We start from the raw sequence: 24555 nt of genomic DNA, 5'->3' as shown, positions 1-24555 counted from the left end.
CGGACCAGCAGCGGGCTTTGTTATCGTCGCCATACCGACGAGAGCGGGCGGGTAGCACCTGCATTCGTTCCGCCCGTGGGCGCTCGAGGTGCCGAGATAGCAGGCGATTCGGCTGAGAACAACCGTCACTGGCGGGAGCAATAGCCGTCAGTTACCGCTCGCCGGGACCTGTCCGTCGGCCCGTTCCATGACGCCGGCTCCCTCAAATCCCTGAAACCGCCGAGCGACCGCACCCATCGTTTCAACCGTGAGATCCGTCTCCGCGCGCCGCCGCTCGAGGTACGCGAGAATCGCTCGCATGCGACGGTCGTCCCGTTCGCTCGTCAGGTTGTTCGGGTGCAGCCACATGTGGAAGACGCCGTCGGACTCGACCGCGTCGTCGATGCCGCGACGAGCGAGTTCGAGCATGGGATCGGTCCAGACCGACTCGACGACGGTCCGTGCCGGTCCCTCGAACCCGAAGAGAAACATCGAGGCCGGAACGTTGACCAGCCCGTACTCGTCGATTTCGGGCTCTGTGATCATCGATTGACCTCGGAGTGTCGAGTCGACGAGGCCGCGGACGCCGTCTCTGGTCGGGGATTTGCCGCGATACGCCGAGAGACCGTGATCCGCAAGGACGTCCCGATGGCCCACATCGTTGCGCGGGTAGACGAACGAATCGATCGACTGGTCCCAGACGTCGGCAATCTCGACCGCCCGCTCGAGTTCGGCGTCGGCCAGTTCTCGGTCCGTCCCCTCGTCACCGAAGAGCACGTGGGAGAAGGAGTGGCTCGCGAACTCGTGGTCGGCGTCGGCCCGGAGAATGTCGGTGACGAGATCCGGAGCGAACCGGAGGTCCTCGCGGTCGCGCCACGAGCCGCGTTCGCGATCGAACCAGCCCGGCGGGGCCGGGTGGTCGGCGTGTCGGCCGTCACACTCCTCGAGCATCAGGTGGCCGACGACGGCCCACGTCGCGGGGATATCGAACTCGTCTAGGAGTTCGAGCATGACGTTCCAGCCGCGACGGCCCGATTCGACTCGATCCTCCGGTGGGTCCTCGAGATCGTGAAAGCCCCAGCCGAGTTCAGCGTCGAGAGAAATAATGACACTACCCACGACAGTCACCACCAGCGTACAGTCGATGAATCCGTCTCATATGTCACAGCTATCCGACGTATAGTTTTGTTATGGATTGCCTGTTCGGGACGGCGGAGGTCTTGCCGACGTATAGTGGTTGGATATAGGCGTGGTAGATGAGAACACGATAGGAGGCCACATTCGACAATAAATCGAGCAAATTCGCAGGCCATCGTCCGGACGGTAGGTGAAATCTCCCCATAACAAAGCCGACAACCAGTAACTTCCAGCACAGCAGACGTCCCCAACGTCTCAGATATCCAATCATGAGCAGGTCTTCCCAGACAGTCGAGCGCGCATTCGTGCTCGGATTCGACGGCGTACCGTGGAGACTCATCGAACAATGGAGCGACGAGGGCGAGCTCCCGAATTTCGCCCGGATGCGCGAAGACGGCGCCTCCGGCACCCTCGAGAGCACCCAGCCGGCGACGACGCCGCTGGCGTGGCCGACCATCGCGACGGGCGTCTGGCCCGACAAACACGGTCTCTACGGCTTCCAGAACCTCTCGTCGAACTACACGCACGAGATGTACACCAGCTACGATATGCAACAACCGACGCTCTGGGAGCAGCTCTCGCCAGCCCACGTCGGCAACGTCCCGATGACGTATCCGGCTAAGGAGATCGACGGGACGATGGTCACCGGCATGATGACCCCGTCGACCGAGAAGGAGTACACGCACCCGCCCGAGTTCAAAGACGAGATCGAGTCCCGAATCCCCGACTACGAGATCAGCCTGGACTACCCCGACTACGCGGACCGGCTCGACGAGTTCGAGGTCGCGGTCGACGATATGCTCGAAAACCGGCGCGAACTGATGCGACTCCAGATGGAGAAAGCCGGCGACGACTGGGAGCTGTTCTTTTTCGTCTTCACCGCGCCCGACCGATTCCAGCACCTCATCTGGGATATGGACCGGCTGCTAGACCACTACAAGAAACTCGACGACATCCTCGGCGAGGTGATGAACTACACCGACGAGCACGATGCAGACCTCTACACCGTCTCCGACCACGGCTTCGGGCCAATCGAGGAACTGGTCTACGTCAACCACATCTTAGAGCAGGACGGCTACCTCTTCCGGGAGGAAGACGACGGGACCCGCGGTGCGCTCTCGAGTCTCGGCATCTCCCGGGATCGGATCACGGACGCGCTCGATCGAGTCGGCATCTCCGAGGAGAAGATCGTCTCGACGCTCCCCCGATCGATCGTCGACACGGTCGCTGAACAGATTCCGGGCGATCACGCCCTCTACGACGTCGACTACGAGCGGACCGTCGCGTTCGTCCACGGCGCCGGCTGCCTGTACATCAACGACACCGAACGCTTCGACAGCGGGGTCGTCGATCCGAGCCAGGTGCCGGCGGTCAAAGACGAACTCACCGACCTCTTCGAGTCGGTGACCGACGACGACGGCGAGCCGATGCTCAAGGTGTTCGACGGCGACGAACTGTTCCCGACCGACGACGGCTCGCCCGATCTGATCGTCAACGGACGAGGCGTCTACGAGGCGCGAAACGCGCTCACCGACGAGCCGACCGGCGACACCGGAAACTACGATGCGAGCCACCGCAAGGAGGGGATCGTCCTCTGTCGCGGCCCCTCGATCGATGCCGGGGCGGAGCTGCGCGGCGCGCGCGTCGTCGACATCGCGCCGACGCTGCTCCACGGCATCGGCAAACCGGTCCCGAAGAACGCCGACGGTCGCGTCCTCTTCGACGCGTTCGACGAGGAGACGGCCCCCGCGTCGACGAAAGTCGAACGGACGGGCGTCTCACAGGGTGGCACCGACGAGGAGGTCGACGACGACTTCGGAGACGTAGAAGACCGCCTGAAGGGCCTCGGCTACATGGAGTGACTGGACGACGTGCAATCTGCCACGACTAGTCCTCGGGTTGCGGTTTCGATCAGCGCGGTAACGGATACGGGATGAGGTGACAGCCGCCCGGAGCCGGTACTGTGTCGGCTCATCTATCGATCGAATCGGCGTGTTCAGGCTCAGAGCCGTTCGGTTATCGTGATGAAACGAACATATTCGGCGTGAACCGAACGACCGACTACTCGCGCGCTGTTAGCACGATACTTCATCATGGGAGAATCCACATCGCCGGCGACCCAGCCGTCGTATACGATCCGCTCGTTCGAGCCCAGCGACCGCGACGCGCTGTTGTCGCTGTACGAGACCGTCTTCGAGAAAGAGCGCGGCGCGGACTGGTTCCGCTGGAAGTACGCCGAGAACCCGTACGTCGACCACGTGCCGATCGTCGTCGCCGAAGCGGACGGCGAACTCGTCGGCTGTCGGGCCTTCTTTGCCCTCGAGATGCGCGTCGGCGACGACTGCACGGTCGCGTTCCAACCCTGTGATACGATGGTTCACCCCGAACACCGGGACCGGGGTCTGTTCAGCCGCATGAACGAGTACGCCCTCGAGCGATACGCCGACGGCTCGCCGTCGTTGTGCTTTAACTTCCCGAACGAGAGCGCCAAGCCGGGAAACCTCAAACACGGCTGGAAGGAGATCGCGACGGTACCGACGTACTACCGGCCACAAGACCCAGTCGAGAGCGTGAAAAAAGTCGCAACCGACGGTGACGAAGACGACATAGCAGCGTGCGATGAGACAGCGGCGAACAGCGATACAGCGGCGAGCGCCAACACGGCGGTGAGAAACGATACAGCGGTGACCAGCGATAGGCAAGACGAGTGGGTGTACCGCGATCTTCCATCCGAGGGCGTCGATTCCGATCTTCCCGGCAACGACGACGGCATAGCCGAGGTCCTCTCCGACATCATCACGGGCTCGCAGCTCGCGGGCGATACGCTGGTAACGCAGGCCGACTCGGAGATCGCCGCGATCCGATTCGAGACGCCGCCCGCGAAGGTTCTCGAGACGGTCTACCGACGATCGATTCCCGACGAGATACACACGAATCGCACCGCCGAGTTCTACCGATGGCGCCTCGAGAACCCCGCACGGAGCTATAAGACCTATGTCGCGACGCGAGACGGCGAAACGCCGATCGCGGCGCTGGTCTGTTCGCGCGTCGACGACCACCTCCGGATCGTCGAGACCCTTCCACGAGCGATTACGTCAGCACAGGGCGCGATCAATCAGCTACTAGCGGCAGCACTAGCCGATTGCCCGGATCGAAACTACGTCACTGCGTTCGGGGAGACGCTACCGACGCCGATCCGGTACCGGTTCTATCCCGACACCCGGTTTCCGCTCTCGACGCTGGAGCAGCCGACCGCGCTGACGCTACTCGCTCGTGACCTCGATCGGGAAACCGAATTCGAGGAGACAACGGGGGACGAGTGGTCGCTCTCAGGCCTCGATGTAGACACGTCATAACATTTCTATTCCGGACGGGAACTGGGCGTATGGAGACTGCTGGTCAGGGTGGGACGAAATCAGTCGTCATTCCGGGAGTCGCCGCACCGAGTTCCGTCGCCTGCGTCAGGTCGCTCGGTCGGCGCGGCATCCGGACGATCGTCGTCTCGAGTGACGAATCGACGCCAGCGTTCGCGTCGAAGTACTGCGCCGAGGCGGTCCACGCCCCGTCGCCGCACGAGGATCTCGTGGCGTACAAGGATGTCCTCTGCTCGCTCGCGAGGCGGCCCGACGTCGAGACGGTTATTCCCGTCCGAGAGCCGGATATCTACGTGCTGTCGAAGTACAGAGACGAGTTCGCAGAGTTCGTGAGTACCCCCTGGCCGACGTTCGAGACGCTGTCGCGCACCCAGGATCGGATACAGCTGTTCGAGGCCGCCGCCGCGGCAGGGGTCGCCGCGCCGGAGACGACCCTCTTCACGGCAACCCCCGACAGGGAACGCGAGTGGATCGTCAAGCCGCGGTATACGATTCTGGGCGACGAGTACCTCGAGGAGTACGCGCCCGAACGGTGCGTCGCACCGCCATCAACGCAGTATCTCGAGTCGAACCCCCCCAGAAGCACTGAGGATGTCCGGACCGAGATGGAACACGTCCCGCTGGTCCAGGAGTACGTGTCGACGACCGAGGAGTACGGCTTCTTCGCCCTCTACGACGAGGGCGAGCCGGTCGCGACGTTCCAGCACCGACAGCGACGGGGGTACAGCTACGCCGGCGGTCCCAGCGCGTTCCGGGAGTCGATCGACATTCCGGCGCTCGAGGAGTCCGGACTGGCGCTACTCGACGAACTCGAGTGGCACGGGCTCGCGATGGTCGAGTTCCTGCGCGACGACGAGACCGGCGAATTCAAACTGATGGAGGTCAACCCGCGGTTCTGGTCGTCGCTTCCGTTTTCCGTACAGACCGGCGCGGACTTTCCGTACTACTACTGGCTGCTGGCCAACGGGATGCGAGACCGAATCGATCACAGCTACCAGCCGGGAATCGGCGGCCACCTCCTCCGCGGCGAGCTGCTGTATCTCCGCTCCGTCCTCACCGACGAGATCGATCTGGTCGAGAAGCCGGGGCTGGCGGACGCCGTCTTTGATATCGGTCGCTCGCTCCTCGAGCAGCCGCGATTCGACTACCTCTCTCGCGACGACCCACAGCCGTTCGTTCGGGATTTTATAAACACGCTCTCGGCGATCCGGCGGTAACGCGATCGGTTCCGATGGCCGAAAATAGCGACGAACGATCACACCGATCTGGCAGTATCAGCGACCGTTCCGACCGATCCATCACCGACCCTGGCTGTCCAGTTCTCGTCAGCAACAAGACGGCGGTTCATCGCAGTGTCAGTATCCAACCGAGTGTATTTCCAAAACAGCTACCATTAATTCGACAGGAAAGCTTATACCGGGATACTCGGGTTACCACAGTATGGCACGTGACACTCCGGTACAGAACAAAGCTGCCACGACCGACGCTGAACCACTCCCGAACCTCGTAACGATCGTTGGACGCGGCGTTCCCTCGAGTTTCGAGATCACCGTCGACGGTGAGATCGAGATGGACACAAACGATCCCGTCGAGGAAGCGACCATCGTTTCGGGCAGCGTCGCCGAAGGATCGATCGACTTCGGCGTCCAGCGGTTCCGATTCGACGGCCAGGTAACGAACGTCCACCTCGTCGACTGGAACGGCGTCCCCGCGCCGGAATCCGCGAGCGTTCCGAACGTTCACGTCGACTACGGCGTTCCCGAGCGATAGACGCGCCGCGTCCAGGTAGGGGTCCGGTTTTTGCGGCTGACAGTCGAGTGAGCGACCAGTCGAGCGTGGCGAGGTTGGGTACTGCCACACGCCGGTTGCGGCCGCCACATCGTCAGCGACTTCGCACGCGCTGCAGTCCGGACTTCGCGCTCCGCCAGGCCGGGTAGACGGTGTTGTAGACGCGGGCCGGCGTGTTTCTCGCGCCCGCGTGAAGGATTCGATGGGACAGCGGCGACCCCGATTCGGAGACGAGTTCGTCGAGGTCGGCGTCGTCGAGCCACGCGAAAAAGGCCGCCTCGTCGGGTGAGGACGGCTCCGTCTCGCGCGCGCGATCGCGGATATCCTCCCACATGTAGCGTTCGTCCTGTCCGAGAACCCACTGGCCCTCCTCGAGTGCGGTCCGGATCTCCCGGTAGTCCTCGTGTTCGAACTGGTAGCCGTGGGCCGTCGGCTCGAGGCCCGAGAGGCGGAGGCCCACGGCGGTCCGGTAACACTTCTCGCACTCGCCGCAGTTGCCGTCCATTCGAACGTTACAGGTCTGCAACTGGAGGTCCGGCTCTTCCGCTTCGATGTAGTCGGCGATGGCGTCGAGTCGCTCCTGTCGGGTCAGATCGTAGGAGTCGTGGTGGCACTGCGTGCCGGCCCACCGGACGTGATCGTCGATGTCCGGTCGCGAGCCCCACTCGAGGTCGATCCCCTCCCAGTGGGTCGCGGCGACGTAGAGGTCGTCCATGCCGCGCGCGTAGGCCATCGGCGCACAGAGGCCGAGCAGCCCGAGACCGTGGCCGACGGAGCTGTACCACGCGCCGTCGACGTGGCGCTTGTAGTGGGCCAACAGCATCGGGTGGGCAAGAAACGAGAGCATGTTCGACTCGATGAACTCGGTCTCGAGACCGTGATCGTCGGCGAACGACGAGACGCGGGAGCGGAGGTGGTCCCACTTGTCGTCGTCAACGGCGTCCGGCGTAATCGTCCAGCCGCGGATACTGATCAGCGTCGGCTCCTCCTCGCGGTGGCGAACGTACGAGCAGGTCGAGTCGACGCCGCCGGTAAACAGCAGGCCGCTCTCGCCGCCCGCCGCTCGCTCGACGTCGACGGTCTCTTTCGCATAGAGGGTGCCGCCCTCGAGGAAGTCGTGCATCGAGCACAGCGACGTCTGAACGTCGTCTAACGCCGCGGCGAACGTCGCGTCGACCTCGTCGACGTAGACGTCGGCACCGTTCGCCCACGCGACGGGACAGACCTGCGCGAGAACGGGAATGACAAGAACTGCGTCGGGAACGTCTTCGATCGAGACGTTGTACTCGGTTCGAAACGATTCGTCGGAGAAGAACCGCTCGAGTTCCGTAGACGTCCGAACGTCACACTCGAGGGTCGTACCGTCTGCGCTGACGTGGTCGATGACGATTGATGACATAGTTGGATCGGGATCGCGCCACAGTGTCGGTTGCGCACTGTCCGCTGTCGACTCGACGGATCACGAACGAGTACAAAAAGCATCAGAATCGTTGATCGTTCCGAACTCGAGAATGCAATCCATAGCAACGGGTTGGGATCGGTAATAGATGCCTACTGCCGATCGATAACGGTCCGGAAGTGGATGGTTCGAATCGGCCGGAGAGCGATCGGCGGGCCGGATGAGCCGTTCGAAAGGGGCGTCGGCGGGACGTGGGCGGCTACAAACCTGAAGGAACGGGCTGGCTGATCCGCTCGCGTTGGCGTTCGTTGCCTGTCGGTCAGCTGTGACGACGTCGGAGTGAGCGAGCAACCGACCCCTTCTCCGCGTGCAAAACCGATAGGAGCCGTATAACAAACGTCGCTATCGATGACCCTCCGTCCAACACATGCGTATCGCCACTGGACCGGACAGCGCCCCTCCTGAGAGACCATGAAACGGTCGACACTCAACGTCACGTTTGCCATCGGCTTCTTTGCGACAGCGATCGCGATCCTCGTCGCGAGAGCCAATCCCGCGAGCAGCTACGAAGCGTCGATCTATACTGGCACGCCGACGATTACGTGGATCGCGTTCGCGTTCGCGCTCGCGATCGCCGCCAGCACGGCGCTCACCTGCCGTGGTCGCGAACAGGCCTACGGAATCGCACTCGGCGGAACGACAGTGACGGCGATCGTGAGCCTGCCGACGATCAGGAACTACCGGTTCTCCGGGATGGGGGACGCGCTTACCCACCTCGGCTGGACCCGGGACATCATCGACGGGGCACTGGCCCCGCACGAACTGTTCTATCCCGGGTTTCACGCGATTTCGACGGTCTTTCACTACGTCGGCGGCGTTCCGATCGAGCGCGGAATGCTGTTCGTCGTCGCGATCGCCTTCCTCCCGTTCGTGCTGTTCGTGCCGCTCGTCGTCCGAGAAATGGGCGGCAACGGGATGGCGATCGGCGTCGCCGCGATCGTCTCCTGGATGGTGCTCCCCATCAACAACATCGCGACGCACATGGGCATTCATACGAACTCGAACGCGCTCTTTCTGGTGCCCGTCGTCATCTTCGCGTTCCTCGCGTATCTCCGTCGACGCGCGACGATCGAACGGCTTCCGTTCGGTCTCTCGCCCTTCAGCCTCCTCATTTACATCACCGGTATCGGGCTGCTGTTCATGCACCCCCAACAGATGATCAACGTCGTCGTCCTCATCGCCGCAGTCACCGGCGTTCAGTATCTCGCCCGGCGACGGTACGACGATCACCCGATGCTCGATCACCCGACAACGTACGCCCACACGGCCGTTCTTGGCGTCATCTTCACCGCCTGGGCGGCGAGTAACGCGCGGTTCAGAGGGGCCGTCGAAGGGCTCATCAGCGGCGTCTTCGCAGAAGACGTGGGCGGGAGTGCCGAAGTCGACCAGGCTGAAGCCTCGCTCGGCGAAGTCGGTGGCAGCCTCGGCGAACTGTTCGTGACGATGTTCCTCGATCTCGCACTGGTCTCACTCGCCGTAGGGCTGTTCATCCTGCTGGTGTGGCTCGGCCGAACCAGACTCGATCCCGAGACGAAGTCATTTGTCAACTACTTCGCGATCGCGCTGATTCCGCTGACGGGGATGTTTTTCATCTACTTCGTCGGCACGCCAACGATGGCGTTCCGCCAGATCGGATTCATTGCGGTCATTCTGACGATCCTGGCGGGAGTTGGAATCGCACGCGCCATCGATGCCCTCTCGGGCGCGATCACGGTCCCAGGTGGGACAGCCGTCGCAGCGCTCCTGCTCGGCGCCTGTCTCGTGCTCGGGCTGATGACGGTGTTCTCCTCACCGATCATCTACAATCCCGGACAGCACGTCAGCGACCAGAAGTTCAGCGGCTACGAGTCCACCATGGAGTACGGGGACGAAGACATCCCCCTCGTCGGGATGGGGTACGATCCGTACCGATACGATCACGGCATCAACGGCGTCGAAGGACAGGAGAGTCTCAGCGCAGCGACAACCGCCAGCGGAACCGTCGAGCCCGATGAGTTCGAAGAGGGCAACTTCAGCGGCGCGTATGGAGGGGTGAGCTACAACTTCATCGTGACGGAGTTCGACACCACCCGTGAGATCGAGGTCTATCAGGAACTCCACCACAGCGAAGCCGCACTCGCTGCCCTCGAGAAGGACTCGGGTACGAACAAAGTGGTCTCGAACGACGAGTTCCGGATGTACAACGTCCAGGGCGACGACTAGCTCGGCTCGGTTGCCTTGGTTGACTTATTTTCTTCGTGCGCGTGTGTCCGGAGCGCCTATTCCCGTTCGGCACTCGAGGCGTGACGCGATTCGATCGTCATTGATCGACGTCAATCCGCCGACCGTCACTCGGTCCCGTCGAACGGTCGGCGGTCTCGCGTTTCGCGAGACACGGTTCACCGATACCGACGGCTACGTCCGTCCGGACACGCGAGCGGTTGCCGGCACCGATCACCGAAGACGAGCGTCGGCGTGGTCTCGAGCCAGCAGTTGTGACCGACGGAACCGCTGAAACCGCCCCGTTAGACGGCATCGCACAGCCGGGCTATCGGCGTCCCGGGATCGAGTCGCGGTGGACCTGGGGCAACGGTTCGGCTACGCGAGCGCCATTCGTCCGTTCTCAAGGACGACAGTTCGCGCTCACCGCCGACAGCTGCCACCAATCGACGGGACGCGTTCCCACGAACGTCGGTCACGACGAGCGGCGAGGAGTCGGACAGAACGCGAGGTGACCGCTGAGGACCAGCAAGCGAACTGACTCACGTGAAAGAGGAGGTATCGTCGAACGTGATCGTCGATCGAAGCGTCAACTGTGACTAACTCACACGCTAGAACGGAGAGTCGAACGACCGGCCGACTCGATCAGAAATCGCCGATTGTTCACGCCGTTTCGAGCCGACGCTGAACGGTCAGAACGATCGACCGTCGCCAACCCTCGTTTCGCAAAACAGGCCGTATACGGCTCCTCGAGCGGAGTAATATCCTATTTCTGCTGAAAACAGTGGCTCTCAGGCGCCGTATTTCCTGCTATTCATTCACAATTTCTTAACTATATGTCCACGAATTGTGCCATATTTTCTAATGATAGGAATATATTCTGTAATTTCAGGCTATATCGCCAAGGAAAAGTTTATGAGTATAAGCCCAGGTTACGAAAGTGTATGGCGCAGAACCCCCGCTCGTCCGAGACGGACACTACGCCGACTGCAGACCGTAACAGTGGCTTACATCGCCGCACCTACGTGCGTTCGCTCGCAGCGATCGTGACCGCCGCAACCTCGCTCGGTACGGCCGGCACGGCCGCCGCAAAAGACGAGAACGACTACGAAGTCATCGAAGCCGCAAACCAGGAGATCACCATCGAAGACGGTGAAACCTGGGAGAACAAACTCTTCGATATGACCACCGGGCAGGATGTGACGGTCACGACCGTCGGGAGTGACTGGACCATCCGCAACGTCGGGTTCCACGGCGAGAACACCTCCGGAACCGGCTCCGCTACGTTCGGTATCTCCGACGCCGGCGGCTCGAGTACGATCGAGAACGTCTACCTCGGTGACGGCTCCGACGACCGCAACGGAAGTTCGACCGGTCACGGACAGACCGCGTTCTGGGTCAACCCCGACCACTCGGGTCACATCGACATGCAGAACGTCAACATTCAGGGCTTCGCGGACAACGCGGTCTACGGCTCTGCACCCGGAAACAGCGGCGGCGGAACGGTCCACATCGACAGCTGTTTCGCAGCCAACTGTCACGTCTCCCACTTCCGTCTCGCGACAGAGGGGAGCAAGGTGACGAACTCCGCCATCTTGGTCGACGAGGACGGCTACGCGGGCCGCGGCATCTGGGCCTGGGCCCCCGGGACGATCGAAATCGAGGACTGCCAGATCGAAATGAACGGCAATCACACCGCGATCGACGCCGGTGCCAACGGGCAGGGAACCGAGGTCCTCGTCCACGACACCGACTACGACAATCAGGCCGGCATCGCCGAACACGCCGGCTCGTCGGTCCAACTCGAGGGCGATTCGGGAACCGATCCCGAAGCGTTCATTCCCGAGGGCACCCCGACCAGCGCCGAAGAAGCCGCCGCCGGTGACAGCTGACCGAGGATGTTCGACACCCCGCTGACGACAGTATCGAACGATCCCCCCGAATCCCGCTGACGACTCGCCCCTCCGACGACTCGGCCCTTATCCCCGCTGACGACTCGCCCCTCCGACGACTCGGCCCCATTTCCGCCGACATCTCGCTCCTCCACCCCATCGACGACGCTGCTCCGTTTTTTGCTGGACACTCATCTCTCACCCCCTGTCGACGGTTCCTCCATCTCCACCGACGAACTCGCTGTCGTTCCTCGCTACCAGCCTCTTTGTTGTCCGTTCCCTGGTGACGGTTCATTTCTCGTTCCCCGTTCCCTGCCACGTTGGTCTTCGTCTCGACCAGTGTAACTACCGAACGTGAGAGTCACGCTCTCCTACTACATCGGTAGTGCGCTCCGCCGTGACCGTCTCTCTGGGAAATAAGTCTCTAGCCGCTGTCAGTCCGATGGGCCGCCGCATCGAACCGTTCAGTCAGTTCCCGGCCTCCTGAACGGACCGGAATCTGTAGTAATATACTATTACTATAGGGTTAGAAGCGATCTCGAAGCAGATTTATCGGTAATTTATGATTATCTGGGACGTTCCACGGCTACGTCGGCATATAAGATTTCAAAGAAATATATCAATGATTTCGTGAATGGAGTTTCTGGTTGGATATATAGTCTGTAAATTTTAAGTAAAGGAGAGGAGAAAGTTTATGGTGGTAGTATCAGATTACCCGATTGCATGGCACGCGAATCTTCGGTACCGGATGACGATCGATGCGTCGGCGGCGAACTGTCGTCGACCAGTAGTGACGAGACCAGTGAATTACTCGGCCGGCGATCCTACATGAAGTTGGCTGGAACGACCACCGCGGCCGCAGCGGTGTTTAGTACCGGCGTGAGCGCCGACGAAGACGATTTCGACGTCATCGAAGCGCGCGGACAGGTGATCAGAATCGGTGACGAGACCTTCGAAAACAAGCTCGTCGACGTCTCGAACGGAAACGGCATCACGTTCGTCGTCGACGGCGCGGCAACCATCCGAAACATCGGAATCAGCGGTCTCTACCAGGGAGACGGCTTCATCTTCTCGATCACCGCTCCTCGAGGAACCGTCGAGTTCGAGAACATCTACATCGGCGACGGCGCGAACAAGTCGGGCTCGAGCTTCGTCCACGGTCCCGGCGCGATCTTTTATCATGCCGACGCCAGCGCCGACGTCGTGTTCCGAGAGTGTAACGTACAGGGCTATCCCAACAACGGCTGGTACTGTTCGAACAGTTCCAGGGGCGGCTCCGTAACGTGGGAACGGTGCTTCGGGAAGAACAACGGCGTCACGACGTTCCGCGCCGCCAGCGGCGGCGACACGCTCCGTGACTGTGTCGCGTACAACGACAACACGGACTACTCGACCGACTACGGCAGTTGGGGCAACTACAACGAAAGCTCCGGCCGGCCGCTGTGGGTCTGGCAACCCGGCGGCTGCACCGTCGAGGACTGTCACTTCGACGCTGGCCAGTACAACGCGGCCGTGATCACGCATCAGGGTGCCTCGGTCGCGCTCGACGGCGGTGCCGTCGCGGGCGGCACACAGGGACGCGTCAACACCTCTAACGCGGGGAACAGTCCCGACCTCTCCATCCCCGATGGCGTTCCGACCAGTGCAGAGCAAGCCGCGTCGGGCGAGTCGGATAGCGGGAGCGACGGCAGTTCGGAGCCCGAGGAGGAGGAACTCGAGCACACGCTCCTCTTCGACGGCGACACGTCGGACGTGACGCGATACGAGTTTTCAGTCGACGGCGACGTCGAACCATCGAACTACGAGGGCGCGACGATCGACGACGCGGCCGGGATCGAAGACGCCGTCGCCCACGGCGTCGTCGCCGACTGGCGCGACGCCTTCCGTTTCAGCGGCGACCTCGAGGAACTCACCGTCGACGGGCCGGCGACGGTGTTGCTCGACGACGAAGAGATCGATCCGGCCGACTACGGAGAGGATCTTCCACACGTCCTCGAGGTCGAGGGCCAGGGTGAGCCGACGAGTTTCGAGATCACGGTCGACGGCACGATCGAACTCGACTCCGAGGACGAGCCCGAAGACGAGGTGACGACGATCTCGGGATCGACCGTCCAGAGTTCGGTCACCGACGACAGCCTGACGTTCCGGTTCTCGGGTGCGCTGACGGACGTCTCCATCATCGACGGCGAAGCCGATGTCAGTCTCGACGACGAGAGAATCGATCCGGACGACTTCGGCGACCACGAACTGCTCCCCCACGCACTGATTATCGACGGGACCGAAGACGAGGAGCCGAGCGCGTACGCCTTCGAAGCCAGCGGTGCGGTCTTCAAATCGACGTACCAGGACGCCACGATCGACGCGGACGACGTGATCGAGGGGCGAGCCGTTCGCGGCGTCGTCGACGACCATCTCGACGCCTACTGGTTCGACGGCGGCATCGAGGACTTTACGCTCCGCGGCAAGGCGGAGGTTGACGTGCAGTACAACGTCCGAGATCAGTAATCAACGTCCGGAATCAGTAATTGCCGTCACTCGAGCCCTTCCCGAGGTCGCTTACGACGCTCAGGTCAGTTGGGCGATCGTCTCACGCGGATCGATCACACCGCTGACCGTGATCAACACGCCCCAGATAGCGATCCCGGCACCGATCACGCCGAACAGTGCCGGCAGATTCGACGCGTACGGAATCAACAGCAAGACCGCGAGACCCATCCCGCCGGCGATTGCCGTCGTCACGACGAGCGAGCGAGCGATCCGAACGAAGTCGAGCGAGAGTTCGCTGTGCATGACGTAGACGTTCACCAGCGTGTAGATTCCGAACGTGATCACCGTCGCGACGGCAGCGCCGGTGACCCCGTAGATCGGGATCATGACGATGTTGAGACCGACGTTCGCGACCGCCGTCGATCCTTTCGCGTACGCCCGCGTTTTCGCCCGTCCCAGAAAGTCGAGCCCCTGGGTCGTCACGTCGGTAATCGCCTGGAAGACGACGTAGACGCCGAGTACCTGCAACACCGGCGCCGCCCCGGCGTACTCGGCACCGAAGACGAGCGTGACGGCGGGCTCTGCCACGAGCATCATCCCCACCGCGGCCGGCACGTAAAGCAGGAACATGTACTCGAGCGTCGTTTCGTAGATATCGGCCGCGTGCTCGAGCGAATCGTTGGCCTTCTCCTCGCCGTACGTCGGCGAAACCGAGAACCCGAGCGAGCCGGCCGGAACGAGCACGAACTCCGTGATCTGCTTGCTCAGCACGTAGTAGCTGACCGCGACGGGGTTGATGAAGAACGCGACCAGGACCGTGTCGATCTGTCTGTCGAGCACGCCGGCACCGTGGGTCGCCGTCAGCGGCACGCTGTACTTCAGCATCCGGTTCCGGAGCGACTTGCTGCCGCCGCCGTCGGCGTACTGCGTGTAGAAACGGCGGTAGAGAAAGACCAGGCCGACGATCGTTCCGAGGAAGACGCCGATTATGTACCCGAAGAGCGCGCCGGCGACCCCCAGACCGAGCGCTGTCAGGATAACGACGAACACCAGCCGTGAGACGTTGTTGATGACTTCGATAATCGCGCTCAGATCGACGCGGTTGAACCCCTGAAACAGGGTTATGTGGTAGGAAAACAGCGACTGGAAGATCAGGTAGCCGACGGCGACCAGCATCAGCGTCGAGAGCTCCGGAATGTCGAGGGCAGCGGCGAGCGGATCGCGGGCGACGACGAGCCCGACGGAGACGATCGCGAGCAACACCAGACGGTAGCTAAGCGAGGACCGGAGGAGATAGGGGATCGTCGAGGGTTCGGTTTCCTTCTTGTCCGACACGTATCGGGCGGCCGAGCGGCCGATCCCGAGGTCGGCACCGAGCTGGGCGACGGCGATAACGGAGATGATCGTGAACAACAGTCCGTACTCGTCGTTCGTCAGCAGGAATCGCGCGAGGACGAGCATCAACAGCCCGTTCGCGAGGTTGTTTACGAGTCGGGCACCCAGCGTCGCCTTGAACCCGTCGACGATACGATCAGTGAGCGACATGCTCGAGTATGCGTCGACCGTCGGTGTTATTTCGACACGGGTCACCTGAACGGCACTCGACGTCTCCACCGACCGAGCGTCGGAGCCACGAAAGATCGGCTGCACCACCAGCGGACTCCAACGGGGGATTCGACCATCGAGCAGGTAGAGACGGTTTCGCTGTCACTGACCGATACCTACCCGAACGAAGCCATTGTAATCCTCCACATACCCGATGTTTTATCGGTCATACCGCTAGCCGACTGCCGGACGCAGACCGAACGTGACGGAGCGAAAACCGATACCCCCTCTCAGTCGGTTTCAGGGCTACTGTTTCGCAGCTTCGTCCGACCTATGAGACGGGGAGATAGTACGTCGAAGCTAACAAAGCAGTACGAGAACAGTTCACCGGGTATGCAAATCGGGTTCTATCACGACGCTGCTGGGACCCGCCACGCCGGCGGGATCGCCGTCTACACCCAGCAGCTAGCCGCCGCACTCAGCCGATCGAACGACGTCTATCTCTATACCCAGCGAGGGGAGCTGTCGTCCGTGCTGAGCGAATCGGACGTCACCATCGTCGAAACGCCGTCGTTCGACGACCACTGGCTCCACTCGATCGACGCGCTAAGTCCGCTCACCGATCAGGACCACTCGAAACTCCTCATGACGTACTGGGCCGCTCGGAACGACGTTATCGACCACATCGACGATCACCTCGACGTACTCATTACCGCCCAGTTCCTTGACGATCTCCTGCTCTCGAACCTGACCGACGTGCCGACTATCTACACCTTCCACCAGTTCTCCGACGGCGGTCTCGGAATCAAACTGCGCGACGCGCTCTCCCAGACGGAGCTGATTCTGGCGAACTCCGACGATACCGCCCGGAAGGTGTCTGAGACGTTCGACTACGATATCGGGGAGGTAATCTACCCGGGTATCGATCTGGATGAGTTCCGGCCAGGTGTCGCTCCGGCGATCGACAGCGACGACCCGATCGTCCTCTTCGTCGGTCGGCTCATCGAAGCCAAGGGGATCGGCGACCTGCTCGAGGCAGTATCACGTCTCGACGGCCGCCAGGAACTCCACGTCGTCGGCGGCGGCGACGAACGGTGGGTGAAGCGCCGAGCCCGCTCCCTCGGGATCGCGGATGCCGTCACTGTTCACGGGGAGGTTCCCCACACGGAGCTACCGTCCTATCACGCCGGTGCCGACGTGTTCTGCCTGCCGAGTCACGACGAGAGTTTCGGCATGGCAAACATCGAGGCAATGGCGTGTGAACTCCCGGTCGTCACCACCGATCTCGAAGGCATCGAAACCTACCTCGTCAACGGTGAGAACGGACTCCTCGCCAGAGTCGGGGACCCGCAGGACCTCGCCGACAAACTGACGATGCTACTCGACTCACCGCAACTTCGAGAGCGACTCGGCACGCGTGCTCGCCAGGACGTACAGCGATTCGACTGGGAGGAGCAGGCGCGGTCCCTCGAGCGGTTCTGTTACGAAACGCTCGACATCGACGACCCCGCCGACCGACCCGAACCGGAGCCCCTTTCGGGAGTGTAGAACAAGATAGTCGAACCAGAATCCGTTCCGAGAGTGACGGACAAGACGGCAGCGGCCAGAGCCACGGCTCGCGATGTGAGTTCGAAAGGTGGCTCCCGCGCCTGAAACGGGAACAGATGCTGGCACGCGAACTGCTCCGATACTGGATGACGGTCGTCGGGAGCCGATCGTGTGTTCGAGAGCCGTCAATAAAAGTCCTTCCTAACAACAGCACCTTCCATAATATCATATCATCTGCCAGCAATAATCGGCGAGAGTGGGTTCGCCCCCTTGCTGCTTCGGTCGATCTCAGTATCCACGGTCGCACGGACGCGACGTTACTCGTCGCCGAGGGCGTCGGGATCGATTCATTCGTCGTCGATGAAGATCGTTGGTGATCGATCCTTCGAGTGTCTCCCCGAAATAGACGTAGCATCATCCGAGTCGTCAGCAGGCGCTTGTCAAGCGTTTCATCGACGCTACCCTCGTAATTCGAGGGCGTGCCGTTGCCGACGATGGTCAGTACGTGTGGACGATCGTCGCTGTAGTCGGTCGGATCAATTCGTTCCCCATCGATCAGAACCGTCGGCCCATCGACGGTCAGTTTCTCGAGGGAGCCTGTAAGTTTCTCGAGAGTGCCTGTAAAGTCGAACGGTTCACGCCACCCGATGACCGTCCCTGCCACGGTTCCACCGTCGATCACCTCGTCGTCTCTGGTAACCCTTTCTTCATCTGATTTCTTGATATCACCACTGACTGGAAACTCGTATCCCGTTCCGCCCGACGTGCCGACACAACCGAAGGGGATCGTGTGTTAGGATCCGCCGTCATGCCACGGCATATCTCCCTTCCAGTCGTCGCCGGTCGCGCCGTCGCGAGGATAGCGATTGAGGTGTGATTGCTGGTCGTTGACGATCGGCTCGGCCGGCCCCTCGACGGTGGCGTCGACGAGCAGTGTGTCGAACTCCCAAGCGTGACGGCCGTCGACGACGCGGCCCGCGGCACGAGTCCCGTCGTCGCTGACCCACATGTAGTCGTCTTCGATGGTCGCGCCGTTGTACATCGAGGGCTCGATACTGCTGCCGTCTTCGATCTCGAAGTAGTAGTCGGTCGGCTCCGACTCGCCTTCGGCAACGAACTCGTAGGTATGTTCTCCCGTGACGTGCCACGGCATATCCCCCTTCCAGTCGTCGCCGGTCGCACCCGACAGCGGGTATCGGCTGAGATGGGACTCCTGATCGTTGATGATCGGTTCGGCCGGCCCCTCGACGGTGACATCGACGAGCAGCGTGTCGAACTCCCAGGCGTGACGGCCGTCGACGACGCGGCCCGCGGCACGAGTCCCGTCGTCGCTGACCCACATAAGGTTGTCCTCGATCGATGCACCGTTATACGTCGATGGAACGATGGTGCTGCCGTCTTCGATTTCGAAGTAGTAGTCCGTCGGTTCCGACTCGCCGTCGGCGACGAACTCGTAGGTGTGTTCCCCGGAGTCGTGCCACGGCATGTCGCCTTTCCACTCGTCTCCGGTTGCACCGGAGAGAGGGTATCGGCTGAGATGGGACTCCTGATCGTTGACGATCGGTTCGGCCGGCCCCTCGACGGTGACGTCGACGAGCAGCGTGTCGAACTCCCAGGCGTGACGGCCGTCGACGACGCGGCCCGCGGCGCGGGTGCCGTCGTCGCTGACCCACATGTAGTCGTCTTCGACGGTCGCCCCGTTGTAATTAGAGGGTTCAATGGGGCCGTCTTCGATCTCGAAGTAGTAGTCGGTCGACTCCGACTCGCCCTCGGCGACGAACTCGTAGGTGTGGTCGAACTCGTGGCCTTCGTCGTCGTCCTGGCCGTCCTCCTCTTCGCCGTCGTCAGTCTCCTCTTCTTCGTTATCGTGCCACGGCATATCTCCCTTCCAGCCGTCGCCGGTCGCACCGTCGCGGGGATAGCGATCGAGATTCGACTCCACATCGTTGATAACCGGTTCAGCCGGCCCCTCGACAGTGACGTCGATAAGTAACGTGTCGAACTCCCAAGCGTGATGGCCATCAATAACGCGGCCCGCCGCACGCGTGCCGTCGTCACTGATCCACATATAGTTCTCTTCGATCGTTGCCTCGTTGTACGTCGAAGGCTCAATCGGCCCCTCCTCAACCTCGAAGTAGTAATCAGTTGGCTCGTCTTCGCCGACGAATTCGTACGTGTGTTGGAGGTCCTCGTAGTCCCCTCGAGTTTCGTCTTCGCCCTCGTCGTCTGAACCACTGGACCCCGATGCAGCTTCCTCCGGCGATGTCGGAACCCCACCGGGAACAGAGAGATCTGCACTGCCGTTTACCACATCGTTCCCTTCGGAGTAGCTACCCGATCCGGACATACTGTACCCACTGTGGTGGGTGTCTTCGACGTATGTCGTGGAACCGGATCGGCCGTAAATCGACGAGCCGTTAGCGTAGGGACCCCCGTCGAGATTACAACCGACGATCTCCTGGTCGCCCCAGCCCCAGAACGGCCGACCCTGATAGCGGCCGTTGCCATCGTTGTACGCGACACAGTCGATCACTTTCCCGCCGTCGGACACCCGCAGCGAGGCGACGTAGTTGTTCTTCGCGAAACAGTTCTCGAGCGTGACAGTCCCCGGCGTGTCGTAGGCAGCTGCACTGGCATAGATGCCATTGTTCGGCCAGTCCTCGGCGTAGACGTTTCGGATGTCGAGGTGGCCAGAGTGGCCACGGTGGACGAAAATTCCACACTGACCATGTGAGCTGTAGGAGTCGGGACGCACACAACCATCTCCGAGATAGACGTTCTCGATCGTAGACGAGTTTCCGCCCGAATCCTGTGCGACGATTGCGTTGTGATCGTGGTCGTGAATACCGCGGAACCCGACGTTCCGAATCGTCCAGTTCGTCGCATTTGCGATGATCGTCAGCCAGTTGCCGTTCGAGAAGTCAATGATCTTGTTCTCGAAGACCTCACCGTCGTCGAGGTGGTAGTTGCTGTTGTTCGCTTCGATAACCTCGTACTCGTCCCCGGACGCAGAGACTGCGCCGGACGCGGCGACAGCAGCCGTCGTCACGCCGGTGAGTTTCAAGTACGAACGACGGTCAAGTAGGGTGTTACTAGTCCACTTGTCGCCGTTTTCAGGCCGTTCTCGGCCCGAATTGGCTTCATCCAGTTCTGAAATATCGCGTGCCATGCGATCGTGTAATTCGCTATTACCGATATAAGCCTTCTGGAAATGTTGAATAATACCTGGAGAAAATAATTATTTCGTGAAGGTATTTTAATCTGATATACCCGTATGTCCATTATTCTGCAATCGTTTCTATTTTTGATCAATGGCTATACGAATTAGTCGCAAACCGCCGCGGCGGCTATTGTAAAACGGGTTACTCGATGTGGACTTCGGATAGGTTGTCGAACACGTACTCGACGACCCTCGAGCGGTCGTCGATTTTGTCCGTATACGTACTCACGGCGTCGAACCGCCAATCCAGTTCGAGGCGATGGAGGAAAACGCTCGGGAGGTACAGTTTGAACGTTCGAACAGGGATACCGACATCCCGGCAGTAGCCGCGAATCATCGATTGCGTGATTCGAGCGAACTCATTGTCATCACAGAAGGCGGACTGGAATCCGTCATCCAGCCCACCGAATACGCGCATCGCCGCGTTCAGTACTAGAAAGCCCGCGTCGATAATCGGTGACGCATCGATCGCCCCGTACTCCCAGTCGATGACGCTGGTGACCTCATCATCGGCGACGTGGATGTTTCCGGCCAGATAGTCCCCATGAACGGGCGTGAAGAAGGTTGTGACAGGCTCGTCGATCTCTGGCGGTTCGAGATCGGTAGGTGCAAATCGGAGATCATCCCGAACCTCTGCTGGCGACCGCGTCACCGTCGGCCCACCGAACGACTGCTGAAATTCGATGAGCCAATCGAACCCCAATCGAAGCACTCGTTCGTACGAACGGCTATCGGCCGACAGATCGTCGTCGAGCGGCGAACCCGCGACGGGATCTTCAGTTCGTGCTTTCCCGAACGCCGACTCGATCTCCTCTCCATGTGGAAGCGTCTCGACGATCGGCTCGTTCGACGCGTGCAGCGACGAGAGCACAGCGTTCTCGCGTTCGGTGAACGGAGAGTGCTCCAGCCGGTTCGGATACTTCCATACCCGGTCGATACCCCCGTCCCCAATATCGAGGACGACCGATCGGGTCCGGCCAGAGACGAGCAACGAATCATTGTACGCTGCAGAGGATCGTGTCGAAACGGCCTGATTGGTACAGACCGCCAGGAAGCTCGGATACCACCGATTCAGGAGTCCGAACCGATTGGCGAGGGAGACAAACGGTTTCCCTGTTTTCGCGAGTCGTCCGCGGTCGGACAGGACGAACTCGGCGAGCGTCTCGATGGCCCGGTCGTCCTCGATATCGAATACGAACAACGGACGGCTCGCGGTCGGGAACAACGAATACAGCGAAAGCGCATCGAATCCGGCATTTTCGACCACCGAACGGTATGCAGATGGCGTCCCAGCCGAAAGTAACCGACTGGTGTCCGAATCGCTCGAATCCAGCCCGGCCAGTTCGGTCAAACCAGTCTGGGACGGCCAGCCATCCGCCGTAAAGACGAGCGTTCCATCGTCTGCGAGATACTCGGACAACCGGGGAAGCCGAGCACGGACATCATCCACGCTCGACCCGGTGAAGTCCGCGACGATCGTATCGAACGTGCCTGAATCGAAGGGGATTCGATCTTCGGTCGTGTGGAGGGGGACGATCCGTTCACCGTTGTCGTAATCGTCTCGTGTCGCTGCAATTCGAAGCTTCTGGAGATTCGAATCGACAGCAACCACGGACTCACAGAGCTCCGCGAGGATGTGCGCTCGTCGTCCAAATCCAGCACCGACATCGAGACACCGGCCAGAAATTGACTCGGAGACGAATGTCAACCACGACTCCCGATTGATATCGTAGATTTCGTTCAGGACGTCATCGCGGTGCTCGTGGCCCTCGAGAAACGTCGTCGCATCTCGGACCGATCCGCTTTCGACGCGGGCTGCAAGTCTTGTCAGTTCGTCTGCCTCAAGCAATTGCGAGCCCGGTTCGACACTGTCGAGGCGCTGATCGTCCGGACGTCGATGAATGACGTCGGGAATCAGTGACGGAATCCCGTGTCTGCGCGTTCCTTCGAATCCACAGTGACGACAGGTCAGCGAGTTGGACGTGATCGGTACCTCGCAGGTCGGACAAACTGTGGCGAGTTCGTCGAACTGCAGTAGTTCATTTGCCTCTTGGTTTTGGTTCAGTGACATGGGTTACAGGACGTTTGTAAGCTGTTGTAAATCGAGCAAACCGGTCGCAACCGAGAGCGTACTCCAGACTGCAACACCCAACGCGACAACGAACATCAGCGAGAGTAGCCCCTCAACAAGGGAGACGGTCAAAAAGACGACAACGACCATCACGCCGGTAACGGCGAAGATCAGCGCTGCACGGCGGACGAGATAGCCCACTCGGAGATGAAACTCCTGGTGGATGATGTATACGTTCGCGGCCGTATACAGCGAGTAGGTGATAATCGTCGCGACCGCAGCCCCAACGACGCCGATTGTCGGAATGAGGATGATATTGAGACCGAGGTTCATGACCGCAGTCACCCCTTTTACTATCGCGCGATCGCGAGCACGGCCGAGGAAATCGAGACCGTTGCTCGTGAGTTTCGTGATCGACTGCAACACCGCATAGAACGCGAGTACCTGGAGAACGAGCACCGCCTCCAAATACTCGGCTCCGAACACCAACTCGAGGGTCGGTTCGGCAACGAGAACGATCCCCGCTGCGATGGGGATATAAAGCAATAGCGTATGCGAGAGTGCCGTCTCGTAGATTCGAGCTGCTTGATCGATGTTCCCGTCAGCCTTTTGTGCCCCATAGGTCGGCGACAGCGTGAATCCAAGCGCCGAAGCCGGCGTCTCTACGAACTCAATGACCTGTTTGCTAATGACGTAGTATGAAACCGCTACGGGATTCAAGAAGAAGCCGACGAGAAGCGTATCGACCTCCTTGTCCAACACGTTTGCCGTACTCGTCGCGGTCAACGGAACCGAGTACTCGCCGATCCGCCGAGGCAGACCGTCCTCGATCGACCCAGACACCTCGTGATTTCGGTAGAATCTGAGGTAGAGACTCCCAATTCCGATCACCGTCACGATCGCGAACGCGAAGATGTAGCCGACGAGCGCGCCAATCGCTCCGAATCCAAGGACGACGAGTCCAATCGCGAACACGAACCGACTGCCTTGCTCGAGTGCGTACAACGTCGCGCTGAACTGTATCTCCTCGAGTCCCTGGAGCATTAACCGAACGTACGTTGCGAACGCCTCGAACGCGAGATACAGGACGCCCAATAGGAGGAACGGGACCAGATCGGGCTCTTCAAGGACGGCGGCGATCCGTTCGTGGCCGACGTACATGACGACCGCGACGATCACGACCGCAGCTACGTTGAACGCAAGCACCGTCCGGAAAATATGTGGGAGCTGCTCTGGGTTTCGTTCCTTGTACTCCGACACGTACCGTGCGCCCGATTTCGCGATTCCGAGCTTGCTGAAGATACCGATCGTCGAAAACACCGAAACAGCGAGAAACAGCAATCCGTACTCGGCAGGTCCGAGCATTCGAGCCAACAGGACCATCAACAGCCCGCTCGCGACGATTGCCACGATTCGACCGAAAAATTCAATTTTGAATCTTTCGGTAAGGCGATCTGTGAGACTCATGTGGTAGCGGGAAGGATCACAACTGTTCGAACTGGTTTACCGTGATACCGGAGTGTCAGGGATCGGATACCCGAACACTATCGAGCATTGCACCTGAGGGAGTCTACTGCTCATTATGGAGTACACTCACCTGCTACGATATATTATATAGTAGTTATTTCACCCATAACTGGCGGTCAGCTATATAGAATAGTCAGCCAATAGAGACGTACGGCGTTGATGGAATTTGGTATCTCCGTCGTGTCAGAGACCACGATACTGACGAAACAGGGTAGAGGATCATCGGTCGAGATCTACAGCGTCGAATTGAGGCGTCACTTTCGTGCGAAGTGCAGCGAAGAACTGCAGAAACGGACAGGCCAGAGAGTTGGTTGTATTCGTCGAAGGAT

At 60.6% G+C, this 24555-nt stretch carries 14 protein-coding genes; 8 read left to right on the top strand and 6 right to left on the bottom strand.

Annotation, left to right across the window (positions count from 1 at the left end; all coding sequences use genetic code 11):
• Nucleotides 1-147: 147 nt before the first annotated feature.
• The gene (locus NATTI_RS0124010) at nt 148-1098 is read right to left on the bottom strand and encodes a polysaccharide deacetylase family protein (RefSeq protein WP_049806297.1); all 951 of its coding nucleotides are present in this window, start codon (nt 1096-1098) and stop codon (nt 148-150) included.
• Nucleotides 1099-1385: 287 nt separating this feature from the next.
• On the opposite strand from NATTI_RS0124010, the gene NATTI_RS0124005 reads away from it, so the two are divergent.
• The 4 genes from NATTI_RS0124005 (at nt 1386) to NATTI_RS0123990 (ending at nt 6260) form a co-directional block, all read left to right on the top strand.
• Nucleotides 1386-2978, top strand: a complete 1593-nt coding sequence (locus tag NATTI_RS0124005) for an alkaline phosphatase family protein (protein WP_027119297.1) — start codon at nt 1386-1388, stop codon at nt 2976-2978.
• Nucleotides 2979-3209: 231 nt separating this feature from the next.
• Entirely contained in the window at nt 3210-4472 is a 1263-nt protein-coding gene (locus tag NATTI_RS0124000) for a GNAT family N-acetyltransferase (RefSeq protein WP_006090900.1), read from the top strand.
• 29 nt (nt 4473-4501) lie between these two features.
• Complete coding sequence (locus NATTI_RS0123995; protein WP_006090902.1) at nt 4502-5707, top strand: carboxylate--amine ligase; 1206 nt, start codon at nt 4502-4504, stop codon at nt 5705-5707.
• Nucleotides 5708-5930: 223 nt separating this feature from the next.
• A complete protein-coding gene (locus tag NATTI_RS0123990; protein ID WP_006090904.1) occupies nt 5931-6260 on the top strand; it encodes a hypothetical protein in 330 nt (109 codons plus the stop codon).
• A 112-nt stretch (nt 6261-6372) separates the two neighbouring features.
• Here NATTI_RS0123990 and NATTI_RS0123985 read toward each other — a convergent pair whose 3' ends face one another.
• On the bottom strand, nt 6373-7677 hold the full coding sequence (locus tag NATTI_RS0123985; RefSeq protein ID WP_006090905.1) for a hypothetical protein: 1305 nt from the start codon (nt 7675-7677) through the stop codon (nt 6373-6375).
• Nucleotides 7678-8148: 471 nt separating this feature from the next.
• On the opposite strand from NATTI_RS0123985, the gene NATTI_RS0123980 reads away from it, so the two are divergent.
• From NATTI_RS0123980 to NATTI_RS0123960, 3 genes are all read left to right on the top strand, one after another.
• A complete protein-coding gene (locus NATTI_RS0123980; protein ID WP_006090907.1) occupies nt 8149-9939 on the top strand; it encodes a hypothetical protein in 1791 nt (596 codons plus the stop codon).
• A 941-nt stretch (nt 9940-10880) separates the two neighbouring features.
• Entirely contained in the window at nt 10881-11828 is a 948-nt protein-coding gene (locus NATTI_RS0123965; protein WP_006090911.1) for a hypothetical protein, read from the top strand.
• 723 nt (nt 11829-12551) lie between these two features.
• The gene (locus NATTI_RS0123960; RefSeq protein ID WP_006090913.1) at nt 12552-14333 is read left to right on the top strand and encodes a hypothetical protein; all 1782 of its coding nucleotides are present in this window, start codon (nt 12552-12554) and stop codon (nt 14331-14333) included.
• A 60-nt stretch (nt 14334-14393) separates the two neighbouring features.
• Here NATTI_RS0123960 and NATTI_RS0123955 read toward each other — a convergent pair whose 3' ends face one another.
• Nucleotides 14394-15860, bottom strand: a complete 1467-nt coding sequence (locus NATTI_RS0123955; RefSeq protein WP_027119296.1) for a flippase — start codon at nt 15858-15860, stop codon at nt 14394-14396.
• A 393-nt stretch (nt 15861-16253) separates the two neighbouring features.
• Here NATTI_RS0123955 and NATTI_RS0123950 point away from each other — a divergent pair, with 393 nt between their 5' ends.
• Nucleotides 16254-17408 carry a glycosyltransferase family 4 protein gene (locus NATTI_RS0123950; RefSeq protein ID WP_006090917.1) on the top strand — a complete coding sequence of 385 codons (1155 nt, stop codon included), beginning with the start codon at nt 16254-16256 and terminating at the stop codon, nt 17406-17408.
• A gap of 793 nt (nt 17409-18201) precedes the next feature.
• On the opposite strand, the gene NATTI_RS0123935 is transcribed toward NATTI_RS0123950, so the two are convergent.
• The 3 genes from NATTI_RS0123935 to NATTI_RS0123925 form a co-directional block, all read right to left on the bottom strand.
• The gene (locus NATTI_RS0123935; protein ID WP_241434356.1) at nt 18202-20577 is read right to left on the bottom strand and encodes a right-handed parallel beta-helix repeat-containing protein; all 2376 of its coding nucleotides are present in this window, start codon (nt 20575-20577) and stop codon (nt 18202-18204) included.
• A 193-nt stretch (nt 20578-20770) separates the two neighbouring features.
• The gene (locus tag NATTI_RS0123930; protein ID WP_019992235.1) at nt 20771-22699 is read right to left on the bottom strand and encodes a methyltransferase domain-containing protein; all 1929 of its coding nucleotides are present in this window, start codon (nt 22697-22699) and stop codon (nt 20771-20773) included.
• Between the two features lie 3 nt (nt 22700-22702).
• Complete coding sequence (locus NATTI_RS0123925) at nt 22703-24109, bottom strand: flippase (protein WP_006090929.1); 1407 nt, start codon at nt 24107-24109, stop codon at nt 22703-22705.
• Between the last annotated feature and the right edge of the window lie 446 nt (nt 24110-24555).

The sequence above is a fragment of the Natronorubrum tibetense GA33 genome, assembly GCF_000383975.1.
GTDB classification, from domain to species: domain Archaea; phylum Halobacteriota; class Halobacteria; order Halobacteriales; family Natrialbaceae; genus Natronorubrum; species Natronorubrum tibetense.
The sequence above is the reverse complement of the archived record's forward strand: the minus strand, read 5'-3'. Positions and strand labels throughout refer to the sequence as shown.